The sequence below is a fragment of the Paractinoplanes brasiliensis genome (assembly GCF_004362215.1).
GTDB classification, from domain to species: Bacteria; Actinomycetota; Actinomycetes; order Mycobacteriales; family Micromonosporaceae; genus Actinoplanes; species Actinoplanes brasiliensis.
This window is the reverse complement of sequence record NZ_SNWR01000001.1, coordinates 42,762-61,666: the sequence shown is the minus strand read 5'-3', so window position 1 is coordinate 61,666 and position 18,905 is coordinate 42,762. Positions and strand designations below refer to the sequence as shown.

The window sequence follows — 18,905 nt, the reverse complement described above, 5'->3', positions numbered from 1 at the left end:
GGACCGGCGACGAGCCGATCGCCATCGTGGGCATGAGCTGCCGGTTCCCGGGCGGCGCGGACAACCCCGAGCGGCTGTGGGAGCTGCTGGCGGCCGGTGGCGACGGCATCGGGGAACTGCCGGTCGACCGCGGGTGGGACCTGAGCGCGCTGGCCGGCGGCCGGAGCAACACCGATCGAGGGTCGTTCGTCCCGGACGCCACCGACTTCGACGCCGCCTTCTTCGGGATCAGCCCGCGCGAGGCGCTGGCCATGGATCCGCAACAGCGGTTGCTGCTGGAATCGGTGTGGCACGCGCTTGAGGACGCCGGGATCGATCCGGTCGGGCTGCGCGGCTCGGACACCGGTGTGTACGTCGGGATCACGTCCTCGGCGTACGACATGGAGGCCGATTTCGGCGACGGCCACGGGATGACCGGCACCACCACCAGCGTGGCGTCCGGCCGCGTCGCGTACAGCCTCGGCCTGGAAGGGCCGGCCGTCTCGGTCGACACGGCCTGCTCGTCGTCGCTGGTCGCGGTTCACCTGTCGGCCCAGGCGCTACGGTCCGGCGAATGTTCGCTGGTGGTCGCCGGTGGCGTCTCGGTGATGGTCACGCCGCGGGTGTTCGAGGAGTTCACCCTGCAGAACGGCCAGGCGCCGGACGGGCGCTGCAAGTCGTTCGCGGACGCCGCCGACGGCGCCGGCTGGGGCGAGGGTGTCGGCATGCTGGTGCTGGAACGGCTCTCGGACGCCCGGCGGAACGGCCACGAAGTGCTGGCGGTCCTGCGGGGCAGTGCGATCAACCAGGACGGCGCCTCGAACGGGCTGACCGCCCCCAACGGCCCGTCCCAGCAGCGGGTCATTCGTCAGGCGCTCGCGAATGCCGGTCTGGAGCCGGCGGATGTGGACGCGGTCGAGGCGCACGGCACCGGCACCACGCTGGGCGACCCGATCGAGGCGCAGGCATTGCTGGCGACGTACGGCCAGGACCGGCCGGAGGACAAGCCGTTGTGGCTGGGCTCGGTGAAGTCGAACATCGGCCACACCCAGTCGGCGGCCGGGGTTGCCGGCATCATCAAGATGGTCCTGGCCCTGCGCAACGGCGTCCTGCCCAAGACCTTGCACGTGGATGCGCCGTCCTCCCGGGTGGACTGGTCGGCAGGCGCGGTCGAGCTGCTGACCGAGGCCCGGCCCTGGGCGGCGGACGGGCGGCCGCGCCGGGCGGGCATCTCGTCGTTCGGGATCAGCGGCACCAACGCGCACGTGATCTTGGAGGAGGCGGAGCCGGCGCTGCCGCTGGTTTCGTCCGGGGTGTCGTTGCCGGTGGTGCCGTGGCTGGTGTCGGCCCGTAGTTCGAAGGCGTTGGCGGAGCAGGTCGCGCGGTTGCGGGAGTTCCCGGCGGCGGATGCGGTGGCGGTGGGTCGCACGCTGGCGTTCGGCCGGGCGCAGTTGCCGCATCGGGCGGTGCTGCTGGGTTCCGAAACCGTGAGTGGTGTGGCGGCTGCCGATGCTCGGGTGGCGTTGATGTTCTCGGGGCAGGGCAGTCAGCGCTCGGGTATGGGTGAGGGGCTTTACGAGGCGTTCCCGGTGTACGCGGCGGCGTTCGACGAGGTGTGCGCGGCGTTGGACATGCCGTTGCGGGAGGTGATCAGCGGCGCGGATTTGGATCGGACGGAGTTCACGCAGCCGGCGTTGTTCGCGGTGCAGGTGGCCCTGTTCCGGCTGTACGAGTCGTGGGGTGTGACGCCGGCGGCGTTGGGTGGTCATTCGATCGGCCTGATCGCGGCGGCTCACGTGGCGGGTGTGCTCGACCTCGCCGATGCGGCGCGCCTCGTCAAGGCGCGTGGCCGGTTGATGCAGCAGCTTCCCGAGGGCGGCGTGATGGTTGCCCTGGACGCGTCGCGTGACGAGGCCGAAGCGCTTGTCGACGGCCACACCGATCGGGCGGGTGTGGCGGCGGTGAACGGGCCGCGGTCCACGGTGATCTCCGGTGAGGAGGACGCCGTGCTGGAGTTGGCCGCTCGGTGGCAGGCCGGTGGTGGCCGGGCTCGCCGGTTGCGGGTGAGTCATGCGTTCCATTCGCCGTTGATGGAGCCGATGCTTGCCGACTTCGCCGCCGTTCTGTCGGAGTTGGCGTGGCATGCGCCGCGGTTGCCGGTGGTCGGTGGTGAGGTGGATGATCCGGAGTTCTGGGTGCGGCATGCTCGTGAGGCGGTGCCGTTCCACGACATGGTGACCGAGCTGAGCGGCCATCTGTTCGTCGAGATCGGCCCGGACGCGACCCTCACGACGATGGCCGCTGACGCGGGTACCTGGATTCCTGTCCTGCGCCGGGACCGTGAGGAACCACAGGCTGTGCTGGCCGCGCTGGCCGGGCTCCACGTCCACGGCGCCCCGGTGGACTGGTCCGGGCTGCTCGGCCGCGGCCCGGTGCGTCCGACACCACTGCCGGCCTACCCGTTCCAGCGCGAGCGGTTCTGGCCGCAGACGCCGGTTGACCGGGGCGTCGAGGGCCTGGCGGCCCTGGGCGCCGGGTTCTGGGACGCCGTCCACCGGCAGGACGCCGCGGTGGTGCTCCCGGCGCTGGCGTCGTTGCAGCAGCGGCAGGCGTGGTCCCGGATCGCCGGTTGGCGCTACCAGGTCGGCTGGTCGCGGCTGACGCTGCCGGCGGAGAGCCGGCTGTCGGGCCGCTGGACGGTCATCGGCGACGACACCGACGAGTGGGCGTCCGCGTTGGCGGCGGCCGGCGCGGAGGTCGTGGACACACCCTCCGACCTGGACGGTGTCGTCTTCCTCCCCGGCACCGGCCCGGACTGCGCAGCCCGATTGCTGCAGGTCATGCAGACCGGGCTGATGCCGGGCAGGCTGTGGGTGGTCACCCGCGGCGCGGTCGAACCGGTGCTCGACCCCTGGCAGGGTCAGCTGTGGGGCCTGGGCCGGGTGTTCGGCTCGGAGTCGCCCGACCGCTGGGGTGGCCTGATCGACCTGGCCGTCTCGTCGGGCGCGGCCGATGCCGTGCCGGTGCTGGCCGGATGGCAGGGGGAGAACCAGGTTTCGGTACGCCCGGACGGGGTGTTCGGGATGCGGCTGCGTCCGGCGCCGGCGCCCGTCGGCCGAGGATGGCAGCCCACCGGGACGGTGCTTGTCACCGGCGGTACGGGCGCCCTGGGTGCCCGGGTCGCGTCGTGGGCCGCCTCGGAAGGCGCCGAGCGGGTGGTCCTGCTGTCCCGGCGCGGGCCGGCGGCGCCCGGCGCGGCGGCCGTCGTGCAGCAGCTGGCCGAGGCCGGGGTCGCCGTCGAGGTCGTGGCGGCCGACGTCGCCGACCGGCCGGGGCTGGACGCGGTGGTCGCCCGGATCCGGTCGCTGGACGCGGTCGTGCACACGGCGGGCGTGCTGGACGACGGCGTGATCGACTCGCTGACGCCGGACCGGCTCGCCGCGGTGGCCCGAGCCAAGGTCGACGCGGTGCTCGCCCTCGACGAGGCGACCGCCGCACGCAAGCTGTCGGCGTTCGTGCTGTTCTCGTCGGTGGCCGCCCTGGCTGGTGCCGCCGGACAGGGCAACTACGCGGCGGCCAACGCGTTCCTGGACGCCTACGCGCAGCGGCGCCGGGCCGAGGGCGTGCCGATGACAGCGATCGGCTGGGGCCTGTGGGCCGGGGCCGGATTGGCCGACACCGACCTGGTCCGCGGCCGCGCCGACCGGTTCGGGATGGCGGCCATGGACCCGGCGGTGGCCGTCACCGCCCTGGCGCACGCGATGGAGAGCGACGGCTACCTCGCCGTGGCCCGCGCCGACTGGTCGAAGCTGACTTCCTACGGTACGGCCGCCGGTGTCCCGGCCTGGCTGAGCGAGCTGCCCGAGGTGCGGGCGGCGCTCGCCGAGGCGGACCCGGCCGGCGACGGGGAACCGCCGCTGGTGCCCCGGATCCGCCGCGCGCCGGCCGGGCAACGCAAGGCGCTGGTTCTCGCGGCCGTCGTACGCGACGCGGCCGGCGTGCTGGGCCACACCGGCGAGACCGCGGTCGAGGCCGGCACCGCGTTCCGGGACCTGGGTTTCGACTCGCTGACCGGGGTCCAGCTGCGCAACCGCCTGGCCGCCGCGACCGGCCTCACGCTGCCGGCGACGCTGGTCTTCGACTACCCGACGCCGCTGGCGCTCGCCGAGTTCCTGCTGGCCGAGATGACCGGCGCCGTGACCCGGCCGGAGCCGGTGACTGCGGTCGCCGCGCCGGTCGGTGAGCCGATGGCCATCGTGGGCATGAGTTGCCGCTTCCCCGGCGGGGTGAGCTCGCCGGAACAACTGTGGGAGCTGCTGACGGCCGGCGGCGACGGGATCGGCGAGTTCCCGGCCGACCGCGGCTGGGACCTGGCCCAGCTGGCCGACGGCGCCAGCATCACCGACCGCGGCGGGTTCCTGGACGACGTGGCCGGCTTCGACGCCGCGTTCTTCGGGATCAGCCCTCGCGAGGCGACGGCGATGGACCCGCAGCAGCGGCTGCTGCTGGAGACCTCGTGGCAGGCCCTCGAGGACGCCGGGATCGACCCGACCGGCCTGCGCGGCTCGGACACCGGCGTCTACGTGGGCACCGGCGGGCAGGACTACGCCGGGCTGCTGTCCGGCGCGGTGCGCGGCAGCGAGGGCTTCGGCATCACCGGCAACGCGACCAGCGTGATCTCCGGCCGGCTGGCGTACACCCTGGGCCTGGAGGGCCCGGCCGTCTCGATCGACACCGCCTGCTCGTCGGCCCTGGTCGCCGTGCACCTGGCCGGTCAGGCGCTGCGCTCGGGGGAGTGCTCGCTGGCGCTGGCGGGCGGCGTCGCGGTGATGTCCACGCCACAGGTCTTCACCGAGTTCTCCCGGCAGGGCGCGCTCTCGGCCGACGGGCGCTGCAAGGCGTTCGCCGACGCGGCCGACGGCACCGGCTGGAGCGAAGGCGTCGGCGTCGTGGTGCTGGAACGGCTGTCGGACGCCCGTCGCAACGGTCATCAGGTGCTGGCCGTGGTCCGGGGGAGCGCGGTCAACCAGGACGGCGCCTCGAACGGCCTCACCGCCCCCAACGGGCCCTCGCAGCAGCGGGTGATCCGGCAGGCGCTGGCCGGCGCCGGGCTCGCCGCCGGCGAGGTCGACGCGGTCGAGGCGCACGGCACCGGCACCACGCTGGGCGACCCGATCGAGGCGCAGGCACTGCTCGCCACGTACGGCCAGGGCCGCCCCGCCGACCAGCCGCTGTGGCTGGGCTCGGTGAAGTCGAACATCGGCCACACACAGGCCGCCGCCGGCGCGGCCGGGCTCATCAAGATGGTCCTGGCCATGCGGCACGGTGTGCTGCCCAAGACGCTGAACGTGGACACGCCGTCCTCGCACGTGGACTGGTCGGCCGGCGCGGTGCGGCTGCTGACCTCGGCGAGGACCTGGGAGGCGGACGGGCGGCCGAGGCGGGCGGGCGTGTCGTCGTTCGGGATCAGCGGCACCAACGCCCACGTGATCCTGGAGGAGGCCGGCCCGGCCCCGATCGCCGAGCCGCCTGTCGAACCCCCGGCCGGGATGGTGCCGTGGGTGCTTTCGGCCCGCAGCGAGACCGCCCTGCGGGAACAGATGACCCGGCTGCGCGGATTCCTCGCCGAACGGCCGGACGCGGAACCCGTCCGGGTCGCCCGGATGCTGCTGAACGGCCGGGCCCAGTTGACCCACCGCGCGGTGTTCCTCGGCGACGGCCGCGAGGAGTTGCTCGACGCGCTCGCCGGCGGCGACGCCGTGCGGGGTCAGTCAGGTCCGGGCGCAGGCGGTGTGGTGTTCGTCTTTCCCGGCCAGGGCGCGCAGTGGGTCGGCATGGGCCTCGGCCTGTGGGATTCGGAACCGGTCTTCGCGGCGGCGATGACCCGATGCGAGCAGGCCCTGGCGCCGTTCGTGGACTGGTCCCTGCGTGCGGTGCTGAGCGACCCGGCCATGCTGGAACGGGTCGACGTGGTTCAACCCGCGCTCTGGGCAGTGATGGTGTCGCTGTCCGAACTGTGGCGGCACTGGGGAGTGGAGCCGGCCGCCGTCATCGGCCACTCGCAGGGTGAGATCGCGGCCGCCGTGGTCGCCGGCGGGCTGTCCCTGGAGGACGGCGCCCGGGTGGCGGCGCTGCGCAGCCAAGCGATTGCGGCCATCGCCGGCGACGGCGGGATGGTCTCGGTACCCGTACCCGCTGACGAGGTTCGGCCGCTGCTGGAGCCGTTCGGCTTGGCGGTCGCGGCGGTGAACGGTCCGTCGCAGGTTGTCGTGGCCGGTCCGGCCGAGGGCTGTGACGGTTTCCTCGCGGCGCATCCCGGGCTGAACGCCCGGCGCATCGCCGTTGACTACGCCTCGCACACCGCCGGCATGGAACCGCTGCGGGAACGCCTGGACCTGACGGGCCTGACGCCGGTCGAGGGAGCCGTTCCGTTCTTCTCGACCGTGCATGCAGAGCCGATCGACACCACCGCGCTGGACGCCGCGTACTGGTACACGAACTTGCGCCGTACGGTCCGGTTCGCCGACACCGTGCAGGCGCTGATCACGGCCGGGCACCGCGTCTTCGTCGAGCTCAGCCCGCACCCGGTGCTGGTCATGGCGGTTGAGCAGGCGGCCGACGGGCTGGTGGTGACCGGCAGCCTGCGCCGCGACGACGACACCCGGCATCGGTTCCTGCGCGCTGCGGCGGTCCTGCACACCGCCGGGGTCGACGTGGACTGGGCGCCGGCCCTCGGCGCCGGCCCGGTGCAGCCGCTGGCCCTGCCCACCTATCCGTTCCAGCACGAGCGGTACTGGCCGCAGCAGTCCGAGGTGGCCGCCGGGCTGGAAGGCCTGGACGCCGAGTTCTGGGAGGCGGTCGAACGGCTGGACGCCGACGCGGTCCTGCCCGCGCTGACCGCGCTGCGGCAACGCCGGACCCGGTCGCGGGTGGCCGGTTGGCGCTACCGGCTGGGCTGGTCCCGGCTGACGGTGCCAGGCACCCGGCTGTCGGGACGCTGGGCGGTGATCGGCGACGACAGCGGTCAGTGGGCGCGATCCCTCTCTGCGGCCGGTGCCGACGTGGTCGCCGGCGAACTGCCGTCCGACCTGGCCGGTGGCGTGGTGCTGCCGGGCACCGGCCCGGACTGCGCCGCCCGGCTGCTCGAAGTCATGCAGGCGTGGCCGGAGTCGGGCCGGCTGTGGGTGGTCACCAGCGGTGCGGTCGAACCGGTGCTGGACCCGTGGCAGGGCCAGCTGTGGGGTCTGGGCCGGGTGTTCGGCGCCGAGTCGCCGGACCGGTGGGGCGGCCTGATCGACCTGGCCGACCCGGAGCTCGCCGCCGACGGTGTCGCGGTGCTCGCGGGCTGGTCCGGCGAGACGCAGGTGGCGGTCCGTTCGGACGGGGTGTTCGGCCTGCGGGTGCGCCCGGCCCCGGCGCCGGCCGGCGCCGGCTGGCGGCCGCGCGGAACGGTGCTGGTCACCGGCGGAACCGGGGCGCTGGGCGTACGATCCGCGCTCTGGGCCGCCGAACAGGGTGCCGACCGCGTGGTCCTTGTCTCCCGGCGCGGAATGGCGGCCCCGGACGCGGCGGCTGCGGTCGAACGGCTGGCCGCGGCGGGCGTCACGGTCGAGGTCGTGGCGGTCGACGTCGCCAACCGGCCGGCCCTGGATGCTCTCGTCGCCCGGGTGCCGGAGCTGGACGCGGTGGTGCACACGGCCGGTGTGCTCGACGACGGCGTGATCGGTTCGCTGACCCCGGAACGGCTGGCCACGGTCGCCCGTTCCAAGGTCGACGCGGTGATCGCGCTGGACGAGGCAACCGCCGGCCGGGACCTCTCGGCGTTCGTGGTGTTCTCTTCGATGGCGGCGCTGGCCGGCGCGCCCGGGCAGGGCAACTACGCGGCCGCCAACGGATTTCTCGACGCCTACGCGCAGCAGCGCCGTGCGCAGGGCAAGCCGATGGTGTCGATCGGCTGGGGCCTGTGGGCGGGCCGCGGCCTGGCCGACACCGACCTCGTACGCAACCGCAGCGACCGGTTCGGGGTGACCGGCATGGACCCTGCGGTCGCGGTCGGCGCCCTCGGCCACGCGCTCGACAGCGACGGCTACCTGCTCGTGGCGGACGCCGACTGGGCCCGGCTGGTGGCTGACGGCCCCGGCGCGGACGTCCCGGCCTGGATGCGTGACCTGCCGGAGATCCGGGAGGTGGTGGCCGCTGCCGACGCCGAAGGGGAGCCCGCGCTGGTGGCCCGGGTCGGCCAGGCCCCGGCCGACCAGCAGATCGACCTGGTCCTGGCGGTGGTCCGCGAACACGCCGCGACCGTGCTGGGCCACGCGGACGGCAACGCGATCGAGGCCGGTACGGCGTTCCGGGAGGTCGGTTTCGACTCGCTGACCGCGGTCGAGCTGCGCAACCGCCTGGTCGTGGTGACCGGGCTGACGCTGCCGGCCACGCTCGCGTTCGACTACCCGACCCCGCTGGCGCTTGCCGAGTTCCTGCTGGCCGAGATGACCGGTTCGGCCGTTGCCGCGGCCCCGGCCGCCCCGGTCGTGGCGCTGCTCGACGAGCCGATCGCCATCGTGGGCATGAGCTGCCGGTTCCCGGGCGGGGCTGACTCGCCGCAGCAGCTGTGGGACCTGCTGGCGGCCGGTGGGGACGCGGTCACCTCGTTCCCCGGCGATCGCGGCTGGGACCCGATCGCGATGGCCGACGGGAGCGCCACCGACCAGGGCGGTTTCCTGGCCGACGCGGCCGGGTTCGACGCCGGGTTCTTCGGGATCAGCCCTCGCGAGGCGCTGGCCATGGACCCCCAGCAGCGGCTCCTGCTGGAAGGCACCTGGCAGGCCCTCGAAGACGCCGGCATCGACCCGCTCGGGCTGCGCGGCTCGACCACAGGCGTCTACATGGGCACCAACGGCCAGGACTACGGTTCGATCATCATCGACTCGCCGGACGGCGTGGACGGCCACCTGCTGACCGGCAACGCGGCCAGCGTCATCTCGGGCCGGCTCGCGTACGCGCTCGGTCTGGAAGGCCCGGCCGTCTCGGTCGACACCGCGTGTTCCTCCTCGCTGGTGGCCCTGCACCTGGCCGGTCAGGCACTGCGGTCCGGCGAATGCGGCCTGGCCCTGGCCGGTGGTGTCACCGTGATGGCGACGTCCCGGCTGTTCGTGGAGTTCTCCCGGCAGGGCGGCATGGCGGCCGACGGGCGCTGCAAGGCGTTCGCGGACGCGGCGGACGGCACCGGCTGGGGCGAGGGTGTCGGCGTGCTGGTTCTGGAACGGCTTTCCGACGCGCGCCGCAACGGCCACGACGTCCTGGCCGTGATGCGCGGCAGTGCCATCAACCAGGACGGCGCCTCCAACGGCATCAGCGCGCCGAACGGTCCCGCGCAGCAGCGGGTGATCCGCCAGGCGCTCGCCAACGCCGGGCTGAACGCCTCGGATGTGGACGCGGTCGAGGCGCACGGCACCGGAACCCGGCTCGGCGATCCGATCGAGGCGCAGGCGCTGCTCGCCACGTACGGCCGGGACCGTAGCGCTGACCGGCCGCTGTGGCTCGGGGCGGTCAAGTCGAACATCGGCCACACGCAGGCGGCGGCCGGTGTCGCCGGGGTCATCAAGATGGTGCTCGCGATGCGCCACGGCGTGCTGCCCCGGACCCTGCACGTCGACCGACCGTCGGCCCAGGTCGACTGGACGACCGGATCGGTGCGGCTGCTGACGTCGTCGCGGGCCTGGGAATCGGACCGTCCGCGCCGGGCCGGGGTGTCGGCGTTCGGGATCAGCGGCACCAACGCGCACGTGATCTTGGAGGAGGCGGAGCCGGCGTTGCCGCTGGTTTCGTCCGGGGTGTCGTTGCCGGTGGTGCCGTGGCTGGTGTCGGCCCGTAGTTCGAAGGCGCTGGCGGAGCAGGTCGCGCGGTTGCGGGAGTTCCCGGCGGCGGATGCGCCGGCGGTGGGGCGGGCGCTGGCGTTCGGCCGGGCGCAGTTGCCGCATCGGGCGGTGCTGCTGGGTTCCGAGTCGGTGACCGGTGTGGCGGCCCCTGACGCCCGGGTGGCGTTGATGTTCTCCGGGCAGGGCAGTCAGCGCCCGGAGATGGGTTTTGGCCTTTACGAGGCGTTTCCCGCGTACGCGGCGGCGTTTGATGCGGTGTGCGCGGCGTTGGACATGCCGTTGCGGGACGTCATCGCCGAGCCGTCGCAGCTGGACCAGACCGAGTTCACGCAGCCGGCGTTGTTCGCGGTGCAGGTGGCTCTGTATCGGTTGCTGGAGTCGTGGGGTGTGCATCCGGCGGCGTTGGGTGGTCATTCGATCGGCCTGATCGCGGCGGCTCACGTGGCGGGTGTGCTCGACCTCGCCGATGCGGCGTGCCTCGTCAAGGCGCGTGGCCGGTTGATGCAGCAACTCCCCGAGGGCGGCGTGATGGTTGCGCTGGACGCGTCGGGTGACGAGGCCGAAGCGCTTGTCGACGGCCACACCGGCCGGGTGGGTGTGGCGGCGGTGAACGGGCCGCAAGCCACGGTGATCTCCGGTGAGGAGGACGCCGTGCTGGAGTTGGCCGCTCGGTGGCAGGCCGGTGGTGGCCGGGCTCGCCGGTTGCGGGTGAGTCATGCGTTCCATTCGCCGTTGATGGAGCCGATGCTTGCCGACTTCGCTGGTGTGCTGGCCGGGTTGACCTGGAATCCGCCGCGGTTGCCGGTGGTCGGTGGTGAGGTGGATGATCCGGAGTTCTGGGTGCGGCATGCTCGTGAGGCGGTGCCGTTCCACGACATGGTGACCGAGCTGAGCGGCCATCTGTTCGTCGAGGTCGGCCCGGACGCCACCCTCTCCGGGATGGCCGCTGACGCGGGTACCTGGATTCCTGTTCTGCGCCGGGACCGTCAGGAACCACAGGCTGTGCTGGCCGCGCTGGCCGGGCTCCACGTCCACGGCGCCCCGGTCGACTGGACGGCCTTGCTGGGCGCGGGCCCGGTGCCACGAACCGGCCTGCCGACGTACCCGTTCCAGCACCAGCGCTACTGGCCGCGCCGGGCGGAAGCGATCGCCGCGAACGCCGGATTCGACGCGCCGTTCTGGCAGGCCGTGCAGCGGGGCGACGGCGCCACGCTGTCCAGCACCCTGCAGGTCGACGAGGACAGCGTGGCCACGCTGCTCCCGGCCCTGGCCCAGTGGCGGCAGACCCGCGAGGACCGGCGGGTCCTCGACGGCTGGCGGTACGACGTGACCTGGGCACCGCAGCCGGCCGTCCCGGTCGCCCGCCTGCACGGCACCTGGCTGGTTCTCGGCGACGACCCGGACGGCCGGGTCCGGCGGATGCTGACCGATGCCGGAGCCGCCGGGGAAGGGCCGGAGCCGGAGGGGATCGTCGTCCTTCCCGGTGAGGACCCGCTGGCCGAGCTGCTCGCGGTGCTGCAGTCGCCGGGAACCGCCAAGGTGTGGGTGCTGACCCGCGGGGCGGTCGCGACCGGGCGGGGCGAGTCCGTGACGGATCCGCTGGCCGCGGCGGTGTGGGGCTTCGGCCGTACGGCGGCCTTGGAGCACCCGCAGCGATGGGGTGGCCTGATCGATGTTCCGGACGGCCCGCTGAGCGGCGCGGTGGCGGCGGTCCTGGCCGGAACGGACGGCCTGGACCAGGTCGCGGTACGCCCGACCGGCGTGTTCGCCCGGCGGCTGGTGCACGCGCCCGCGGTCGTCTCGCCACGGGCCTGGCAGCCGCGCGGCACGGTGTTGATCACTGGTGGTACGGGTGGTCTGGGTGGTCATGTGGCGCGGTGGGTGGCCGCCAACGGTGCCGGTCACGTGATTCTGACGTCGCGGCGGGGCGTCACGTCGGGTTCGCTGGTGGCGGAGCTGGCGGAGTCCGGCGCGCGGGTGTCCGTGCTGGCCTGTGATGTGACCGATCGGCGGGCCCTGGCCTCGATCGGCCCGGTCGACGCCCTGGTCCACGCGGCCGGCGTCACCCAGGCTGCGTCCATCGCCGACACCGGCGCGACCGTGCTCTCCGAGGTCTGGACGGGCAAGGTCGACGGCCTCCGGGCCCTGCACGAGGTGCTGATCGAGGGCGGCGGGCCGCTGGACGCGGTGGTGCTGTTCTCGTCGATCGCCGGCATCTGGGGCAGCGGCGGGCAGGCCGTGTACGCGGCGGCCAACGCCTACCTGGATGCCTACGCCGCCGCCCATCCCGGAACCACGAGCGTGGCCTGGGGCCCGTGGGCCGGCGACGGCATGACCGACGGCCACTCGGCCGACGACCTGCGCCGCCGAGGGCTGCGCCCGCTGGATCCGAGGCTGGCGGTCCAGGCCATGGCGGAGGCGGTCGGCCACGGCCGGGCGACGATCTGTGTGGCGGACATGGACTGGGCCCGGTTCGCCCCGGTGTTCACCATGGGCCGCCCGAGCGAGCTGCTGGCGGCCCTGCCCGAACTGCACGCCACGCCGGCACCTGCCGAACCGGCCGGCGACCCGGGGGGCGAAGGATTGGCGGCCCGCGTCCGGGCGGCCACGACCAACCGGCGGCGGGCGATGGTGCTGACCGCCGTCCGCGAACAGGCGGCCGCCGCGCTCCGGCAGCCGGACGTGTCGGCGATCGAGGACGGCACGGCGTTCCGGGACATGGGCTTTGATTCGCTGCTCGCGGTGGAGTTGCGCAACCGGCTGGCCGCCGAGACCGGGCTGACCCTGCCGGCCGCGATGGTGTTCGACTATCCGACGCCGTCCGCGCTGGCCGACTTCCTGCTCGCCGAGCTGACCGGTTCGGTGGTGCGGGCGGCGCCGGTGACCGCAGCGGTGGCCCCGATCGACGAGCCGATCGCCATCGTGGGCATGGGCTGCCGGTTCCCGGGCGGGGTGGGCACCCCGGCGCAACTGTGGCAGTTGCTGAGCGAGGGCCGGGACGGGATCGGCGGATTCCCGGCCGACCGCGGCTGGGACCTCGCCGAGCTGGCAAACGGTGCGAGCGCCACCGACCGGGGCGGCTTCCTGAGCGACGTGGCCGGGTTCGACGCCGCGTTCTTCGGGATCAGCCCCCGCGAGGCGCTGGCCATGGACCCCCAGCAGCGGCTCCTGCTGGAGACCTCGTGGCACGCGCTGGAGGACGCCGGCATCGACCCGATCGGGCTGCGCGGCTCGGACACCGGTGTCTACATGGGCACCGGCGGCCAGGACTACGCCTCGCTGCTGCTGGGCGAGAACACCGGCAGCGAGGGGTACGGGCTGACCGGCAACTCCACCAGCGTCATCTCCGGCCGGCTGGCGTACACCCTCGGGCTTGAGGGCCCCGCGGTCTCGGTCGACACCGCCTGTTCGTCCTCGCTGGTGGCCCTGCACCTGGCCGGCCAGGCGCTGCGGTCCGGCGAGTGCGGCCTGGCCCTGGTCGGCGGTGTCACGGTGATCGCCTCGCCCGGCGTGTTCACCGAGTTCACCAGGCAGGGCGGGCTGGCCTCCGACGGGCGGTGCAAGGCGTTCGCGGACGCGGCCGACGGCACCGGCTGGGGCGAGGGCGCGGGCGTCCTGGTGCTGGAACGCCTTTCCGACGCACACCGCAACGGTCATCAGGTCCTCGCCGTGGTTCGCGGCAGCGCCGTCAACCAGGACGGCGCCTCGAACGGGCTGACCGCGCCGAACGGACCCGCCCAGCAGCGGGTGATCCGCCAGGCGCTCGCGAACGCCGGGCTCGACGCCACCGAGGTCGACGTGGTGGAGGCGCACGGCACCGGCACCAGACTCGGCGACCCGATCGAGGCGCAGGCGCTGCTGGCCACCTACGGTCAGGACCGCCCCTCCGACCGGCCGCTGTTCCTGGGCTCGGTGAAGTCGAACATCGGCCACACGCAGGCGGCGGCGGGCGCGGCCGGAATCATGAAAGTCGTCCTCGCCATGCGAAACGGGTTGCTGCCGAAGACCCTGCACGTGGACGCGCCGTCATCCCATGTGGACTGGACGACCGGTGCGATCGAGCTGCTGGCCGCGCCGCGCCCCTGGGAGGCGGACGGGCGGCCGCGCCGGGCGGGGGTTTCGGCGTTCGGCATCAGCGGCACCAACGCGCACGTCATCATCGAGGAGGCGACGCCCGGCCCGGTTCCCGACAGCCCGGCGGTCGCAGTTGCGCCGTTGCTGGTGTCGGCCCGCAGCGACAAGGCGCTCAGCGACCAGGTGGACCGGCTGCGCGAGTTCGCGGCGGCCGATCCGGGGGCGGTCGCCCGGGCCCTGCTGTTCGGCCGGGCACAGTTGCCGCACCGGGCGGTGATCCTGGGTTCCGAGGTGGTGAGCGGCGTCGCTGCCACGGAGGCGCCGGTGGCGTTCATGTTCTCCGGGCAGGGCTCGCAGCGTCCGGGGATGGGTCTCGGCCTTTACGAGGCGTTCCCGGTGTACTCGGCGGCGTTCGACGAGGTGTGCGCGGCGCTCGGCATGCCGTTGCGCGAGGTGATCAGCGGCGCGGACCTGGGCCGTACGGAGTTCACGCAGCCGGCCCTGTTCGCGGTGCAAGTGGCCCTGTTCCGGCTGTACGAGTCCTGGGGCGTCACTCCGGCGGCACTCGGCGGCCACTCGATCGGCCTGATCGCGGCGGCCCACGTGGCGGGCGTGCTGGACCTGCCGGACGCGGCGCGACTGGTCAAGACCCGCGGCCGGTTGATGCAGCAGCTCCCCGAGGGCGGGGCGATGGTCGCCCTGGACGCCTCGCAGGCTGCGGCGGAAGAATTGATCGCCGGCCACACCGACCGGGTTGGTGTCGCCGCGGTGAACGGTCCGTCGTCCACGGTCATCTCCGGTGACGAACAGATCGTGCTGGCGCTGGCCGCGCAATGGCCGGGCCGGTCGCGTCGGTTGCAGGTGAGCCACGCCTTCCACTCACCGCTGATGGAACCGATGCTCGCCGAGTTCGCCGCCGTTCTGGCCGACCTGACCTGGAACCCGCCACAGTTGCCGGTGGTCGGCGGTGAGGTGGACAACCCCGAGTTCTGGGTGCGCCACGCGCGGGAAGCCGTGCCCTTCCACGACATGGTGACCGAGCTCGACGGCCACCTGTTCGTCGAGATCGGACCGGACGGAACCCTGTCGGCGATGGCCGCCGGTGAGGGGACGTGGCTCCCCGTCCTGCGCCGCGACCGGGACGAGAAGCAGGCCGCCCTGGCCGCCCTCGCCGGGATCCACGTGCACGGCGGCCCGGTCGACTGGACCGCGTTGCTGGGCGCCGGCCCGGCCCGGCCGCTGGACCTGCCCATCTATCCGTTCCAGCACGAGCGGTACTGGCCGCGGACGGCAGGCATCCGTACCGGTGACGCCCGCGCCCTCGGCCAGCACGCTCTCGACCACCCGCTGATGAGTGCCGCCGTGTCGCTGGCCGACGGCGACGGCGTCCTGCTCACCGGCCGGCTTTCCCCGGCGACCCAGCCCTGGCTGGCCGACCACACGATCCTCGGTTCGACGCTGTTCGCCGGCACGGCGTTCGTGGAGCTGGCCCTGCACGCCGGCGACCAGGTCGGCTGCGACCTGGTGGAAGAGCTCACGCTCGGGGTGCCGCTGGTGCTGCCCAGGGACGGCGCCGTGCGGGTGCAGGTCAAGGTGGGCGCGGCCGACGACGCCGGACGCCGCCCGGTCAGCGTGTTCTCCCGCGACGAGCAGGGCGACGCCTGGACCCGCCACGCCACCGGCATGCTTGCCACCGGCGACGGACCGGCGCCCGCCGCGCAGGAGACCTGGCCACCGGCCGGGGCGAAACCGATGCCTGTGGACGGCATGTACGACATGCTCGCCGGGCAGGGATACGAGTACGGGCCGGTGTTCCGGGGACTGCGGGCCGCCTGGTCGGCCGGTGGGACGGTGTACGCCGAGGTGGCGCTGCCGGAGTCGGCCGGGCCGGACGCGGCTGCTTTCGGGGCCCACCCCGCCCTGCTCGACTCCGCCCTGCACGCGCTCGTCCTGCACGCCCTCGGCACTCCCGGCGGACAGGTGATGCTGCCGTTCAGCTGGGACCGGGTGCGGTTGTACGCCACCGGCGCCACCACGCTGCGGGTGCGGCTCACCCCGGCCGACGGCGGCGTCTCGATGCTGGCGTTCGACACCACCGGCCGCCCGGTGCTGGAAGCCGGATCCCTCACCCTGCGGGCCGTCGCCCAGGAACAGCTGGGCGGGGCGGAAGCAGCGCTCACCCAGTCGCTGTACGCCGTCGACTGGACGGCCGTGCCGGAGACGACCGTGCCGGTGCCGTCCGAGTGGTCGTGGTACGACCGGACAGCGGGCAACGTGCCCCCGGTCGTGGTGACCCGCGTGCCGGCCGCCGAGGGCCCGCTGCCCGCCGCGGCGCGCTCGCTCACCGCGTACGTCCTCGAGCAGTTGCAGCAGTGGCTGGCGAACCCGGCGCACGCCGGCTCCCGCCTGGTGATCCTCACCAGCGGGGCGAGCACCGGAGCCGACCCGGCGCACGCCGCGGTGGCCGGGCTGGTCCGGTCGGCCCAGGCCGAGCACCCCGGCCGCTTCCAGCTTGTCGACCTCGACCGGCACCTCCCGGACGACGACGAGCTGACCGCCCTGCTGGCCCTGGCGGCCGGCAGCGGCGAGGGCGAGCTGGCACTGCGCGGCCGGCGACTGCACGTGCGGCGGCTGACCCGGGCCGGAACAGGCACGCTGGCCCTGCCCGCCCCCGACCGCGGACCGTGGCGACTGGCGACCGGCGACACCGGGACACTCGACAGCATCGCGGTTGTCGACGCACCCGATGTGGCGGCGCCGCTCGAGGCCGGGCACGTACGGGTCGCGATCCGGGCCGTGGGCCTCAACTTCCGGGACGTCATGGTCGGCCTCGGCATGTACCCGGACCCCGACGCGCTGATGGGCGGCGAGGGTTCCGGCGTGGTGACCGAGGTCGGGCCGGGTGTGCACACGGTGGCAGTCGGCGACCGGGTGATGGGTGTGCTGCGCGGCGGCATCGGCTCGGCGGCGACCGTCGACCAGCGGCTGCTGGCCCGCATCCCGGACGGCTGGTCGTTCACCACCGCGGCCTCGGTCCCGGTCGTGTTCCTGACCGCTTACTATGCCCTGCACGACCTGGCGGCGGTCCGGTCCGGCGAGTCCGTTCTCATCCACGCCGGCGCCGGCGGGGTCGGCATGGCGGCGACCCAGCTGGCCCAGGCCTGGGGCCTCGAGGTGTACGCCACGGCGAGCGCCGGCAAGTGGGACGTCCTGTACGGCATGGGCATCCCGCCGTCGCACGTCGCCTCCTCGCGCGACCTGGACTTCCGGGAGAAGTTCGCGGGCGGGGTCGACGTCGTGCTGAACGCGCTCGCCCGGCAGTACGTCGACGCCTCGCTCGACCTGCTCCCGCGCGGTGGCCGTTTCCTGGAACTCGGCAAGACCGACATCCGCGACGCCGCGACCGTGGCCGCCGACCACCCGGGGGTGGCGTACCAGGCGTTCGACCTCCTGGACGCCGGTCCGGACCGGATCACCGAGATGTTCGCCGACCTGATGGCGATGTTCGAGGCCGGGACCGTACGGCCGTTGCCGTTGACTGTGCACGGCATGTCCCGGGCGGTTGACGCACTGCGGTACCTGCAGGGGGCCAAGCACGTCGGGAAGGTCGTCCTGACCGTTGCGCCGGAGCTCGACCCCGACGGCACCGTCCTGATCACCGGCGGCACCGGCACGCTCGGCGGGATCCTGGCCCGCCACCTGGTGACCGCGCACGGCGTACGGCAATTGCTGTTGCTCTCGCGGCGTGGAGCTGCTGCGGCGGGGGCGGCCCGACTGACCGGCGAACTGACCGCGCTCGGCGCCCGGGTGCGGCTGGTGGCCTGCGACGCGGCCGACCGGGAGGCCCTGGCCGCGGTGCTGGCAGAGATCCCCGCCGGGCACCCGCTCACGGCGGTCGTGCACACCGCCGGGGTTCTCGACGACGGCTTGCTGGAATCGTTGACGCCGGACCGGCTCGACGCCGTGCTGCGGGCGAAGGTCGACGCCGCCTGGAACCTGCACGAGCTGACCCGCGACGCGGACCTGACGGCGTTCGTCCTGTATTCCGCGGCGGCGGCCACCCTCGGCGCGGCCGGGCAGGGCAACTACTCGGCGGCCAACGCGACCCTCGACGCGCTCGCCCTGCACCGGCGCTCCACCGGCCGGACCGGGCAGTCGCTGGCCTGGGGTTTCTGGGCGGACCGCTCGAACCTCACCAGCCACCTCACCGCGTCGGACGTGGAACGCATGCGCCGCAACGGCATGGTGCCGCTGACCGCCGATGAAGGGATGGCCCTGTTCGACGCGGCCGGCCGGCTCGAGGACGCCTACCTGGTGCCGCTGCACCTGGACGTGGCGCTGCTCCGCAAGCGTCAGCACCACGCCGACGTGCCGCCGCTGCTGCACCGGGTGGCAGGCCTGTCGGCGGCCCCCGCCCGGCGGACGGTGGACTCCACGGCCGAGGACACGCTGCTGTTCCGCCAGCGCCTCACCGAGTCCGACGAGGCGGATCGCGAACAGCTGGTGCTGGACCTGGTGCGGTCGAGCGCGGCCACGGTGCTCGGCCTCAGTGGCGCCGGCGACGTGGACGCGGACGGCACCTTCCAGTCGCTCGGCGTCGACTCGCTGACCGCGGTGGAGTTGCGCAACCGGCTCACCACGGTTACCGGGCTGCGGTTGCCGGCGACCCTGGTCTTCGACCACCCGACCTCGGCCGCGCTGGCCGGTTACCTGCGCGGTGAGCTGCTCGGCACCGTGGAGGTCACCTCGCAGGACGTGCTGCGGGACCTGCAGCGTCTGCGCACCAGTCTCGCCGGCGCGGCGCTGGACGGCGCCGAGCGGCTGGCGGTGCTCTCGCAGCTGAGCTCGATCGTGAACGAATGGCGCGGCGAGGGCGCGTCGGCGACCACGGACCGTGACGTCGCCGACGCGGATGACGAGGAAATGTTCAGCATCATCGATGTCGAGCTGGGGCTTTACGAAGGCGACGAGTGA

The 18,905-nt window shown here is 73.8% G+C and carries 1 protein-coding gene (only partly in view); it reads left to right on the top strand.

Translation table 11 applies throughout. The annotated features are described in order from the left end of the window. Positions 1-18,905: the final stretch of a type I polyketide synthase gene (locus C8E87_RS45100; protein ID WP_243755135.1), read on the top strand. It extends 23,854 nt beyond the left edge of the window; 18,905 of the gene's 42,759 nt are visible here — the last part of the coding sequence; the start codon falls outside the window, past its left edge; the stop codon is at positions 18,903-18,905.